The sequence below is a fragment of the Gemmatimonadetes bacterium SCN 70-22 genome (assembly GCA_001724275.1).
Classification (GTDB): Bacteria; Gemmatimonadota; Gemmatimonadetes; order Gemmatimonadales; family Gemmatimonadaceae; genus SCN-70-22.
On record MEDZ01000011.1, the window covers coordinates 69,615 to 82,917 of the forward strand.

The window sequence follows — 13,303 nt, forward strand, 5'->3', positions numbered from 1 at the left end:
TATGACTCATAACGATCCTGAAGCACCGTTCAATGTGTCGGCGGCGCTTGAACACGTGGCGCGGCAACACCGCAGGCGGCACGACCTGAATGACGAACAGCTCGTCGCCGACGTCGTCGACTACTGGTTCGGGGGGCTGGACGGCGTTCGCCTTCGCGCCCTGATAGAAGCGATGACGAACGATCGCCGCGTCTCCCGGTACGTGCTCGAAATCGGCGCCGCGCTTCAGCACGCAGGCGTGATCCATACGGAGGACGAGGCTGTCGTTCTGGAGTTCCGGCCGAGGAGTGCGCCCTTCGTTCCGGAAACGCTGGCGCTCGCCTCGAGTTCGACCAGCGTCGCGGCACCGGTGGAACTGCTGGACTCGAGCGGCTACCGGCTCAAGGTATATGTAGCGCGAGGAGTAATCGCCGCAACGCTGGCGCTGGGCAACGATCCTCCCGCCCCGGTTGCCGACGCCAAGGTCACGCTGCTCAGGCTCGCGACCGCGGACGACGCGACGCGCACCAGTTGGGAGGGTCGTACAGACGCTTCGGGGACAGCCAACCTGCACGGCGAAGCGCACCTCACCGCACCGAGCGGCGACGAGTACTACGTCTTCCGCGTGACGCTGCCCGAGGAACCGGACCTCGACGCGACGGTCGCGGAATGAAGCGCTACATGGTGCTCATCGAGTCCTCGGGAAACCAGCGCTATATCTTCGCCACCGACAAGCGCCGCGAGAACGTCGGGTCGTCCGACCTAATCGAGCGCGTGGGGCGCGTATGGGGGCACGACGCCATCGAGCGCGCGGAAGCGCACGGCTACGACGTGAAGACCTTGATCGTCGCCGCCGGCAAGATCCTGTTGCACATCGATGACAGAGGCGCGGCCCGCGACATCGTGCGCGACGTGACCCTCGCGGCACTTCGCGAGGCGCCGGGGCTGGACGTGGCCGGGGTGATCCGCGAGTTCGACGCCGACGCACCGAACGGCATCTCCAACTCGTCACGCGCGGTGCATCGCGAGTTTCAGGATGCGCGCGCGCGTCGGCCCGGCCCTGAACACCGCTTTCTGCAACTGCCTTTGGTGGAACGGTGCAGTTCGAGTGGGATGCCGGCGGCACGAATCGTCCCCGTGGGTGGAGGTCCCCAGCCTCGGTCCGCGGCTTCCGCCGCCAAGCTCGAAGCGGTGCTTGGGGGCGCCTACAGGCGGCTGGCCGCGAGTATCGGTGTTGACGAAGAGGCGCTCGCCACCAGGATCGTTCCGTGGCTAGCGTCGACGCAGGTCGACAACGACTACGACGACGCAGAGGATGACGCCCCCCCGCAGGACGATGGCGACCGCGAACACGTCGAGACGGATGGCGACGCAGTCGAGCGTGCTGCATGGGTTGCTGTTGTCCACGCCGACGGCAACTCACTCGGTGAAATCTTTCGCACGCTCGATCAACCACGCGACTTCTCCGACGCCGTCGATCGCTGCACGCACTGGGCCTTCGAACGGGCCGTGCGAGAGACATGGGGCAACCCGGACAATCGGATGATCCTCCCCCTGGTGCTCGGCGGCGATGATCTTACCGTGCTCTGCGATGGAGAACGAGCCCTCGACTTCGCGATCAGCTACCTGCGTTGGTTCGAGGGCTTTGCCTCGGACGCCCATGAGGCAAGCGAGGACGCCGCAGCGCGGCTTTGCATTCAAGAGGTAGTGAAGAAGCACACCAATGGTACGTCGCAAAGAATTACCGCATCTGCGGGCATCGCGATCGTCAAGCCGCACTTTCCATTCGCTTCGGCTCACGACTTGGCCAGCGGGCTGACCAAGTCTGCGAAGAGTGCCAAGCATTACCTCGGCATCCCAGCGTCGTCGCTTGATTTCCACATACTCTATGACTCGAGCATTTCCGAGCTCGACGCGATCAGGAAGCGTCTGCACACCGGCGAAACGCTGCTCACCGCAAAGCCGTACGTCGTGCATTCAGCGGCCCTGATCACGACGCTGAATGAAGAACAGCGCTTGTGGGCAGACCGTCACGATGTCGAGCAGCTTCGCCGTCGTGTCAATCTCATCGAAACAGGGCGCCTCGCGACGGGACAGGCGGCCCTCCCCTCGGCGCAGGTCCAGCAGTTGCGCGAGGCCATGTTTCGAGGGGTCGCCGACGCCAGCGAGCGCTTCAGCATCTTGAAAGCGCGACATGGCGTCTCGGGGGTCGCCGACCTCGGGGACAGCCACGCTGCCGACGATCGGCATCCGCTGTATTGGGAGGAACCGACTATCGAGGCGGTGACAGCGGGAACGTCACAATCGATTCGGCGAACGGGAGCACTCGATGCCATCGATGCCGTAGAGTTCCTCTCCAGCGACTCGGCTTCGAGTTCCGCGGCCATGGCGTTCGAGGCTGCGCCGTGAGCGCCAAGTCACTGCGGTATCAGCTTCGCTTTCACAGCGACTGGCACATTGGCAGCGGCTTCGGTCGCCCGAAGGCTGTGGATCGCCTGGTCCTGCGTCACGCGCAGGACGACCTGCCGTATGTGCCGGGAAAGAGCATCACCGGCGTCTGGCGCGAGGCGTGTGAGGTGGTTGCCCGGGGTCTCGACGAGGGAAATGACGGGGCGCCGTGGCAGGTATGGTTGGCGACGCTCTTTGGCCGGCGCGTGCATGGCAGGATGGGCGGGCGGCCCAGCGCGAAACGCATCCGAATCGGCGCTGCGCGCTTCGACGATGCGTTCCGCCAGGCGCTCGTGGCGTCGCCCGCGGTGAGAGAGACGCTCACGCACGTTGTGCCGGGGGTGGAGATCGACGAACGGACCGGGCGCGCCATGGACCAGCAGCTTCGGTTCATCGAGATGACGCGGGCGGGCGCTATACTCGTTGGTGACGTCGAGTTCGTCGAACTGGATGATGGCGAAGCCGCAGCGGCCATGGCGCTGCTCCGTGCAGGCGCGACGTGGGTGGAGGCCATCGGGGGAAAGCGTCGCCGCGGCGCCGGACGTTGCGATCTCGAGCTGCTGGAGGCGGCGCGGCCGGGCGACATCGCGGTCCTCAAGGGTCCACCGCCGAAGATCCGCGAGACGAGTGCGCAGTTCGTTCTCGAGCCCAGTGCCAACCGGGCGCAATCGAGCGGCGACGCGTGGATCAGTTACGACCTGACGCTCGACGCGACAACCCCGCTCGTCATCGCGGATCGCGCGGCGGGCAACATCGTCCAGTGCCTTCCATATATCCCCGGTAGCCTGCTGCTCCCGGCCATCCTGCAGCGGTTGCGCCGTGCCGTTGATGGACTCGACACCGATGCGGCGGCGCGCAGGGGGGACGTCATCGTCACGAACGCCACGGTGGACGTCGGCGGAACTGCCGGTCGTCCCATCCCGCGTTCGCTCGTGCAGGACAAGAAGGATCCCGACGCCTATCCTGGCCTGCGCAACCGGCTTCTCGAGAAGGATGACGACGACGGACGACCGATGGAGGCTCCGTCGCGTGCGTTCGTGGGCCGCTGGAACGCTGGAATCCCTCTCCCGTGGCAACGGCCACTGATCGGTACCACCACGCATAGCGTCATCGACGAGGTAGCCCAGCGCCCCACCGCCGACGTTGGCGGCGTCTATACATACGAATGGCTGCATCCCGGCACGCGGCTTCGCGCGCAGTTGCGAATCCGCGCATCGCTGATGGCTGACGAGGTCGACTTCAAAGGGTTCATCGATGGTCAGATTCGCGTTGGACGCGCCTGGGATGAATACGGCGCGGTCACGGTCAACGCGACGCGGGTCGATGCTGCCAATTCCGAATTGAGCGCAGTCGCGCGTGATGACGACGAGCTGTACGTCTGGCTGGTGAGCGACCTGCTGCTCGACGACGATACGCTCGCTCCCGCCAGTTCGGAGCTTGCGCTCCGCGCTGCGTTGGAGGACGCATTGGACGCGAGACTTCATCCTCGTTCGGCAGAACGCAACCCGAACGGGCGCGACGCGATGCTGGGGCCGGCGCGTCGCGAGTCGTGGGCGACGGCCTGGGGGCTGCCACGCGCGAGTCTCCTTGGGATTTCGGCGGGGAGCGTCGCGGCGTATTCGGTGCGCGCCAAGGACGGAACGCCCCTCGATGCAGCGACGCGCACCACACTGTCGGACCGGCTTTCGCGAGTCATGGCCTCGGGGCTTGGGGCGCGGCGGGGCGAAGGGTTCGGTCAAGTACGCTTCAACGACCCTATGCTCACCTCGAAGGTGGAGGGACTGGCGCGAAGCGCTGCGCCGGAAAGCGAGAGCGACACCCCAGAGGGGCGCTCGCGACCGCGAGTGGCGCCAACGGCTCTTTCTCGCGCGCTCGAACGACGTGCATGGCGTGACGCCATCGATCGAGCGGCCCGCGCTGTGGTGCCGTCAGGGTCTGCCGCGGGCCGGGCGAGAGGAAAGGCGCCGCCGCTCGGCATCGCGGCGGCGATCTTGCCCTTCACACACGAGCAACCAGGCAGCGCGCAGCTCGGTGCGCTGCGAACGGTGCTTGCGCATGCCACGCGCGCGGACAACGAGAATGCTGCACGCGAGGTGCTGAAGGCTTGGTGCGATGCGATTGCCAATACGCTTGCGCGAGCCAAGAATTGGGAAGCACTCCTCTCGACCCTCCAGCGCTTGATCGGCGAACGCGACGCGATCTGGTCGTCGCTGGGACTTGACGATGCGCGCCTGACGAGCCTCTCGTTGGACGCAGAGTCCGTGCAGCCGCTCAAGAGCGAACTGTGGGTCGAAGCGCTCCAGACGTTCGTCCTGCAGGCCATTCGCCAGCGAAAGGGGCCGAAGCCGGGGGGTGTCGATGCGTGACGTCGTCGAGCGACTGACCGTACGAGGTTGGCTGGTGGCCCAGTCTCCGCTGCACGTCGGCGGATTGGCGTCGGAGGCCGACGTCGACCTGACGCTGGCGCGCGACGGGCTGGATCGGTTCGTGGTACCGGGGACGAGCCTGGCCGGCGCCTTCCGATCATGGATGAAGCCGGCGGTGGGTGTGGGTATCGACGATTCGGCGCTCACCCAGTGGGTGTGGGGGGAGCAAGAGCACGCGAGTCATCTCTCCATCGAGGACGGTCTCATCTTCCCGACACTCGACTCGGCCATCCGTGCGGTAGACGCGACGCGTCATCTTCGCGACCCGCTCATGGATCCCGTCGCCAGTCGACGCGTCGAAGTTCGAACGGGAGTCGGGATCTCGCGCGAGAGCGGTACCGCAGCGCCAGGCATTCTGTATACGCGCGCGGTGCTCGGCGCCGGCATTGCCGTGCGGTTCGCGGCCACGCTCGAGGTCCCGCAACGCGCGGATGGCACCGCCTTTCGCGCTTACTTCAAGTGCCTCGTCGACGCACTGGCGAACGGCGACATCCTCCTTGGCGCGGTCAAGAGCGCCGGGCTGGGTCGCGTGCAGCTGGATGCGAACTCGGCCACGGTAGAGCGAGTCGACATGTCGTCGCGCGAGGGCGTGCTGAGCCGACTCGAAGGTTCAACACCCACCGTTCCACTGGGGGACTTCGACTGGGCGACCGACGATGTGATGTTTGCGCTTCCGGCGCGCGCTCGCGTAGAGGTACCCTGGGTGCAGCTACTCCCGATCATGGTGAAGGACGCGATCGAAGGGATCGCCATCGACTCGCTGCCGCTGACCACGGAGATGGCGGGTGCGGACGGCACGCTCGTACGCCGGTCCGTGATCCCAGGTACCTCGATCAAGGGCGCGCTTCGCGCCCACGCGGAGCGTATCGTGCGGACACTGTTCGCGATTCCGGATCTCCCTGCTGACACGCACCCGTCGCGGCAGTTCGTCGACGCGCTCGATCAGCTTCGTATCGTGACGGCACTCTTCGGGCGTGCTGGCCAGGGCGCAGACGTCGCTGCGGATGGACGGGATCATCACGGCCGAGGCGCCATCACGGTCAACGACGTCGTCGGCACCGGGCAGCTCTGCAACGAGGCGTGGCGCGCTCTGCTCACCGGCGAAGGCCCTGACGCGCCGCCGGACCCCACGATGCGAGTATCACTAGCACTGCGGGAGACACTGCAGCGAGACGGGTTCTATCCGCGCACACGCAATGCCATCGATCGATGGACATCGGGCACACTCGACGGGGCACTGTTCTCCGTGCTCGAGCCACGCGGAGTCACGTGGGAGCCGCTCGTCATCGAGATCGATGCCCAGCGGCTCGCTCCCGATGAACTGGGCCCCGCCCTGGCGCTGCTCTGCTATGTCGTGCGCGACTTCTGCGCTGGCATGATCCCGCTGGGCCACAGCACCACGGCGGGGATGGGATCGGTCAGCGCCGACGAAGCCAGAGTGACGATCAGGAATCTGCCCGCCCTCGAACCGGGAGGAGACGGAGGAGCCGTACTCGAGGACATCACGTTCGATCGATTGAGGGCGAGCAAGTGGGCGATACGTGCGTCCGACGCGCTGAACGAGTGGCGCGAGGGTGAGACAGCCGTGACAGCTGTGGGAGGGGATAAGTGAATCCGGTGACCCTTCTCATCTGGGAATGTGACCAGCTGTCGCTCGGCGACGCCATCGTCGCCTTTGGCGCGACCGGAGGGCGAGGCGTGGTGTTCCTCAGCGATCCATTTGAGTTTCGCGTGGGCGCCCTGGAGCGGGGCGCCGTGCGTGGGATGCTCGGTGAGACGCTCGACCTGTCGCACGTGTTCGAGGCACGATGCCTGCGCAATGACGCCGAATTGCGATGGAGACAGGATGCTTCTGCCGTTGGCGGGCGAGGGCGCGCCCGCGTGCTCACCGAGAATGTCGAGCTGACGCTCGGAGAACCCTGGAAGCTGGGGCGTCCGATCGAGGCGATCGATCAGATACCCTGCACCTACCTCGTCGCCGGGGGAAAGTTCAGGCCGTCGCCAGAGAATGATGGTTGGATGACGAGTTCGGACGAGCGCTGGCGCGCCATCCACCTCCCGGCGGAGGCGACAAAGTCGGGGCATTTGCAGATCGAGGGCGTGGAGTACGTGGCGATGGACGCTGAGCACGGGAACGCATTTGTCGCGGCCGAGCGCCTCTGTGGCATTCGGGGAATGGCGCGTGATCACGGGAGGCGTTGATGCCAGTAAAAACAGCGGCCATTGAGAAGGCCCGCGACGGCAAGGATGAACAGTGGTGTCTCCGTTTCCGTAACAGCAAGGGAGAGAACATGAGGGTCTCTCTGTTCGCGGAAGCTCTTTTCGGGGCACTCCGAACGAGGATCGACGAAGTTGTCGATAGTAGGGTGGTGGAAGTGAGTGCATGGTTCGACGAGCCAGCGCCGAGGACGACTGATCAGCCGCTCGCGGTGTGGCTCCCCCCGGAACAACCCACCGACGAAGAGCTCCACACTCGCCGCGAGTCACGATCTGCTGCGCGGCATGCCGCCAGGCTTCGAGAGGCGGATGTCAAGGCTTGCGAGCGCTCACCGAGCGATGTCGATGCAGGGAAGTTCCTGAACCCTTACGCCTTCGTCTTCACTCCGGACAGAGCCAACGTCAAGGGCGACCTCAAGGACGGCCCGCCCGCGCCGCAGAACCGGTGGTGCCCGGATCTCTGGTCCGGGAGACTCTGCTTCTCCATCACGACCAAGACGCCGCTGCTGGTACTCGATGAGGGGATGCAGATGCGAGGCGCACCACCCGGGCATAAGGAGTACCGCGCGCTCGAGATCGACGGGAAGCCGGTGCTTCCGGGGAGCGTGATCAAGGGTGTGTTGAGTGCGCACTACGAGGCGGTCACGAACTCGCGGTTGCGGGTGTTTGGCGAGCATGATAAGGGGCTCTCGTATCGAGACGGCAAGGCCAAAGCCCAGTACAGCTGCGCACCGAGAGACCTGCTCCCCGAGGGCCTGGAGAAGGCTAAGACCACTGATAATTTCTCCCCGGCCGATCGTGTCTTCGGCTTCGTAAGAGACGTGGTTGCGTGGCGAAGCGCTCTTCGCATTCACCGTGTCGATGCGTCGCAAGCCAGGATACTTGACCTATCAGCGTCACCGGTGCCGCTGGCAGTTCTCGGCGAGCCGCACAAGTACGGCCGATTCGTGCTCGTGGAAATGTCTAATGGCCGTCCGCTTCCAATTCCTACCACACGGCGCCGCCGGGACTTCTACTCAATTTCGAAGCATCAACGCCTCGCCGGGAGAAAGTTCTACTGGACTCATCGTGACCTGCCCGACGACTATTGGTCGTCGGGCGACGGCAACGGGCAGCCGGAGACGAAGCGATTTCGGGAGTTCGTAGCCCCCGGTGTCGGCGGTGCGCGACGTACTGACCTCAATCGATCGATCAGTTCTTGGATCGACATCGGCAGTCATTTCGAGGTCACCCTCGATGTCGTGAATCTGTCTGGCGCAGAGGTCGGCGCGCTCCTTTGGCTTCTCGACGGTACTCACAAGCAAAGCGTGTGTCGTTCGATGGGCTACGGAAAGCCTTTGGGGTTCGGGTCGACGCAGTGGACGTTGAATCTCACACGATCGACTCTCTGCAGCGGTACGGATCTCAGCGCTCGCTATCGATCTCTCGCATCAAGTCCGCTAGTAAACGGCACGGAGCTAACATCGGAGTCAGTTGAGAGCCTTGTCGAACAGTTCCGTAGAGCCACGGCCGACGCTTGGGGAGTGAGAGAGATTGAGGAGACGCCGCACGTGAAGGATTACCTTGCCATTTCTCGTGGACGCGTGGGACTCGCCGTTCGCTATCCGCGCACTGTCGATGCCCCCAATCCGAATGTCCGGGGCTTTAGTTGGTTCGTTGCCAACGAGAAGCAGGGCTTTCACGCACCTGGCCTCCCGACCGACGACGACGTCGGCCTCCCCCGCACGCCATAGCGCTCGGGAGTCACCGTGGACCCGCTCTTCAGAAGTGTGTACGTCGGTCTCGCCTGCACGACCGGTGGGCGATGGTCAAACGGACATGGGCGTTTGCTGCACGCCGCATTGTTCAATGCCGTCGCCCGCGTCGATCCCGCGTTGGCCAGGCGCCTCCACGACCAGCCGGACTTCCGACCGTTCACGGTCGCCGTGGTGGGTGGTGTAGCGTACGGAACGCAACCCGTCGACCTTCAGCGGGGAGCGACGCTCGACGTCCGCATCACGAGCATCGATGATCAGCTGAGTCGTGCACTGGACGACGTTCTGGCCGAGCTGGGCTCGTCAGCCGTGCATCTAGGTCGGACAGTCTTTCAAGTCGATGCGCTCGCCCGCAGCCCCAGTGAGCACCCGTCGGCCGTTTCCGCGCCAGCGACGCGCTTGTCCGAGTTCTGGCTTCACGAACAATCCGCGGCAGTCAAGCCCGACGTGCGCACCACGGTTCGTTTTCTCACCCCGACGACGTTTCGGCATCAGGGGGAGAACGTTCCGCTTCCACTTCCATCGCTGCTATTCGCGCGCCTGCGCCGCGCCTGGAACGCGATCGGTGTAGCGGAGATCGACCCCTTGCTCGGGATCCGGATCGCCGACCAGTGCACGATCACCGGATACTCACTGCACACTCTTCAGGTCCCGCTCGCACCTCGCTCCATTCAGTCCGCCTTCATTGGAGAGTGCGAGTACGAGATCGCGCGCACCGACGAGGAGGCGCGTCGCGCCGCGCAGCTCCTCCTCGACTTCGGCTTTTTTGCCGGCATCGGATACAAGACGTCGATGGGGCTCGGCGCCATCGCGCCCGTTCAGCGATCGGTGGTTCGCCAACGCCGCGGGTCGCCATCGGCCATGCCCTCCGCAACGCCGCGGTAACAAGCCGCGTGCCGCACGTGCCGCACGTGCCGCACGTGCCGCACGTGACGGCGGAGGGCCAGACAGTTGCTGGGGTCGGGGTTCAGCTACTCCCCCTCCCATGACACGCGCCGCGCCGCTTCTGCCCCGATCCGTGGCAGAGCTTGCACTCCCGCCAATCGACGGTGAAGAAGCTGCCGTAGTCCCGCTTTCCCTTGCCAAGACAGTCGGGGCAAAGGACGACGCCCCTCCCATTACATCCTCTGCATCTGGACATGGGATTTCTCCCTGTGGGGGAGCCCTCGAAGATGCGGGCTCGTGAGCGTGATGCGCTGGGGACATCGACGCTCGGCTGACCATGCCGCGACGCGACTGTCCTCTACCTGCAAGACGCTGCGGCGGGTCTGCGTGCGACAGCTGTTAGCGGCGATCCCAGATTGCACAGAATTGGCGACCGGAATTGCACACTCGGGTGAGGCGGCGTCCTCGCCGTCCGCTCGGGCCGCGGCGCTCTTGAGCTGACCCCGGTGGGGGGCTGCGGGTCATCCCCGCACGCGCGGGGAACACGCGCGCCTGCTGGGGCCCAGGTGGGCCGCCGTCGGGTCATCCCCGCACACGCGGGGAACACGTGCGACTCTGTGATCTCATGCGCGTCCCCTACGGGTCATCCTGGACTTGACCCGGTTCGATGGACACAAGGTTTAGGCGGCTTTGTCTCGCGCCGCCAAGTTTACTTCGTACGCAACGGGGCTGACGTAGCCGAGGCTCGAGTGCAGCCGCTCGCGATTGTACAACACCTCGATGAACGGGACGATGGCGCGCCGCGCGGCCTCGCGCGACGCGAAGTCCGCCTCGGCGAGGAGTTCGTGTTCGAGCGTCGCGAAGAAGCTCTCCGCCACGGCGTTGTCCCAACAGTTCCCCTTGCGACTCATGCTACTCGTCAGGCCGTGCGTGGCGAGTTGCGCCTGATAGGCCCGGCCCGCGTACTCGCGGCCGCGATCCGCGTGATGGAGCAGGCCCGCGGGGGGCCGCCGGTGCTGCACGGCCATGCTGAGTGCGTCGCACACGAGCCGCTCTTCCATCGTCGCCTGCATGGCCCAGCCCACCACGCGCCGCGAGCCGAGATCGAGGACGATGGCGAGGAAGAGCCACCCCTCGCGCGTCGGGATGTACGTGCTGTCGCTCCCCCACACGCGATTCACACCGCCGATGGCCGGCACGGCGAACTGCCGGACGAGCACGTTCGGCGCGACGCGAGGCCCGTGCCGGCTGTCCGTCGTGCGCACCCAGCGGCGCCGGGGGCGCGCCACCAGGCCGTCGGCTGTCAAGGATCACCCACTCTTACGCAGTTGGCGATCACCCAGTCTTACGCACCGGGTTTGTTCGACTTCCTGGGGGCATCACCTCCTGAGGGGGTTGGTTGGGGGTGGGGACGCGGCGGGCGGTGGGGTGAGGAGCTTGTCGAGCTCCCGGAGCCGGTAGCTGCGCCCGTCGATGTGGACGATGTGCACGTGGTGCAGCAGCCGGTCGAGGATCGCCGTGGTGAGGATCTCGTCGCCGGCGAAGACCTCGGGCCAGTCGCGCACATGCTTGTTCGTCGTGACGACGATGCTCGCCCGTTCGTAGCGCGCCGAGACCAAGCGGAAGAACAGGTTGGCCTCCATCCGGTCCAACGGCCGGAAGCCGACTTCGTCGACGAGCAGCAGCGCGCTGTTGAGGTAGCGCTTGGCCTTGAGGCGCGCCGGGGGGATGGCCGCGTCGGCCTTGAGGGCGTGCAGCAGGTCGTCCAGGACGACGTGCATCACCGAAAAGCCGTTCTTGATCGCCTTGACGCCCAAGCCACAGGCCAAGTGGCTCTTGCCGACCCCCGGCGGCCCGAGGAACAGCACGTTCTGCCGCTCGCGCACGAAGCTGCACGTGGCGAGCGCGTCGAGCTGGCGCCGGTCGGCCTTGGGCTGAAAGCCCCAGTCGAACGTCTCCAGGGTCTTGCCACTCGGGAGGCCGGAGAGCGTGAGCATCGTCGCGATCCGGCGTTCGTCCTTGCGCTCGAGCTGGCGCGTCAGGACGCGGCCGAGGAACGCGCTCGGATCGAGGTGCTCGCGCGCGGCGGTCTCGATCAGTTCGGGCAAGGCACTCGCAGCATGCTCCATGCCTAACGCCGTGAGCTGCTGGGCCAGGGTATCGAGGGGGAGCGGGGCCGCGGGACTCATGGGCGCGCTCCGTCGATGAGGGCCACGTAGGTCTCGAGCGGGCGCGCCACCATCGGGGGCGCAGGGAGTCGTGCCCCCGCGTCCGCCTGCCAGCGGCCGCGCCGCCCGAGCGGCGGCGGGGCGAGCACGTCGGCCGTGGACGCCCCGTCGTAGTGCGTCGGCTCGAGGACGAGCCGCGCCGCGGTATGGCGGGGATGCCGGGCGACCTCCGCGCCGGCCGCCCGGACCACGACATGCCGGGCCGTCCCCAGCACCTCGACATCACGGCCCACCCACACGAACGGCACCGAGTACTGCCGCCCCTCGAACGAGACGAGCGCATCGCGGTGCACGCGCCGCGCGACGATCAGATCGAACGGCTCCCCGACGACCGGCAGCGGCAACAGGGCGCGTTGCTCGGCCCGGCGCGCCTCGGCGATGGTCGTGCCGGTCGCCGGACAGCGGAGCCGCGCCTCCAGCTCGGCGAGGCGGCCGGTCACCGCCGCCTGCAGCGGGGTCAGGTCGGTCCACGACTGGCGGAAGAGCGGCGCGAGCGCGGCGTGCACCACGCGCACCCGGCGCTCCACCTTCCCCTTATCCGTCGGCGTCCGGACGCGGCAGGGATCGATGGTGAAGCCGCAGGACGTCGCGAACGCCTGGAAGGCCGGCGTGAACACCGCCGACGGCCCGCCCCCCGCGGCCACCGCCGTCTTGAGATTGTCGATGCGCACCACGCGGGGCACGCCGCCGTAGCTCTGGAAGAGCGCCGCATGCCCGGCCTGCCAGGCGACCTGGGTCATGCGGAGCCCGAGCCAGAGCGCCGAGCCCCGCGAGTGCGCCAGCGTGCCTAACAAGCCGAAGACCCGGACCGCACTCCCGGCGAGGTCGACCCGCTCCTCCAGCCAGTCGTGCTGCGCCTGCATCCCGGGCGGTAACTCGACGCGGCGCACGGCCCGCACCGGCGGGCGGCCCCGCTGGCGCCGGAGGTAGCGGATCAGCGCCGGGTAGCTCCCGGGGTAGCCGTGGTCGCGCACCAGCGCCTCAAACACCAACCGTCCGCAGACGGGGCGGCCCTCCGGCACGGTCGGGGCCAGCGCGTCCAGCACGGCCGCAATGGCCGGCTCGAACCCATCGACCGCCGTCGCCTGGTCGGCCCGCCGGTCCCGGGCCCCGCTGGCCAGCCGCTTCCGGCGGTAGCGCAGCGCCCCCTCACTCACCTGCAAGAGCGCGGCGGCCTCGCGGCCGGTCACGCGCTCCGCGCGAATCATCTCGTCCATCATCTCGATCTGCTCCTGACGCAAGACAGTCATGCCCGGCTCCGCGCACACGAGGGTGCGCGAAGGGTGCGGTCACGCGCCGCACCGGGCGAGGTCAGGTGCGTAGATCTGGGTGATCGCTAGTGCGTAAGAATGGGTGATCCTGTACA

At 66.6% G+C, this 13,303-nt stretch carries 9 protein-coding genes; 6 read left to right on the plus strand and 3 right to left on the minus strand.

Annotated features, from left to right (window positions below; genetic code table 11):
* Nucleotides 1-34 precede the first annotated feature (34 nt).
* The 6 genes from ABS52_07805 (at nucleotide 35) to ABS52_07830 (ending at nucleotide 9,709) form a co-directional block, all read left to right on the plus strand.
* On the plus strand, nucleotides 35-652 hold the full coding sequence (locus ABS52_07805) for a hypothetical protein (protein ODT03823.1): 618 nt from the start codon (nucleotides 35-37) through the stop codon (nucleotides 650-652).
* On the plus strand, nucleotides 649-2,388 hold the full coding sequence (locus tag ABS52_07810) for a hypothetical protein (GenBank protein ODT03824.1): 1,740 nt from the start codon (nucleotides 649-651) through the stop codon (nucleotides 2,386-2,388). The genes ABS52_07805 and ABS52_07810 overlap by 4 nt, the downstream gene beginning before the upstream one ends.
* Complete coding sequence (locus ABS52_07815) at nucleotides 2,385-4,793, plus strand: hypothetical protein (GenBank protein ODT03825.1); 2,409 nt, start codon at nucleotides 2,385-2,387, stop codon at nucleotides 4,791-4,793. The genes ABS52_07810 and ABS52_07815 overlap by 4 nt, the downstream gene beginning before the upstream one ends.
* Complete coding sequence (locus tag ABS52_07820; GenBank protein ID ODT03826.1) at nucleotides 4,786-6,465, plus strand: hypothetical protein; 1,680 nt, start codon at nucleotides 4,786-4,788, stop codon at nucleotides 6,463-6,465. The genes ABS52_07815 and ABS52_07820 overlap by 8 nt, the downstream gene beginning before the upstream one ends.
* The gene (locus tag ABS52_07825) at nucleotides 6,462-7,055 is read left to right on the plus strand and encodes a hypothetical protein (GenBank protein ODT03827.1); all 594 of its coding nucleotides are present in this window, start codon (nucleotides 6,462-6,464) and stop codon (nucleotides 7,053-7,055) included. The genes ABS52_07820 and ABS52_07825 overlap by 4 nt, the downstream gene beginning before the upstream one ends.
* Before the next feature lie 1,856 nt (nucleotides 7,056-8,911).
* Nucleotides 8,912-9,709, plus strand: coding sequence for a hypothetical protein (locus ABS52_07830; GenBank protein ID ODT03828.1), 798 nt, complete (start codon nucleotides 8,912-8,914; stop codon nucleotides 9,707-9,709).
* Between the two features lie 680 nt (nucleotides 9,710-10,389).
* Here ABS52_07830 and ABS52_07835 read toward each other — a convergent pair.
* The 3 genes from ABS52_07835 to ABS52_07845 all read right to left on the minus strand — a co-directional run bounded on the left by ABS52_07835 (nucleotide 10,390) and on the right by ABS52_07845 (nucleotide 13,187).
* A complete protein-coding gene (locus ABS52_07835; protein ID ODT03829.1) occupies nucleotides 10,390-11,016 on the minus strand; it encodes a transposase in 627 nt (208 codons plus the stop codon).
* A 72-nt stretch (nucleotides 11,017-11,088) separates the two neighbouring features.
* The gene (locus ABS52_07840) at nucleotides 11,089-11,898 is read right to left on the minus strand and encodes a hypothetical protein (GenBank protein ODT03830.1); all 810 of its coding nucleotides are present in this window, start codon (nucleotides 11,896-11,898) and stop codon (nucleotides 11,089-11,091) included.
* Complete coding sequence (locus ABS52_07845) at nucleotides 11,895-13,187, minus strand: hypothetical protein (protein ODT03831.1); 1,293 nt, start codon at nucleotides 13,185-13,187, stop codon at nucleotides 11,895-11,897. The genes ABS52_07840 and ABS52_07845 overlap by 4 nt, the downstream gene beginning before the upstream one ends.
* Nucleotides 13,188-13,303 lie beyond the last annotated feature (116 nt).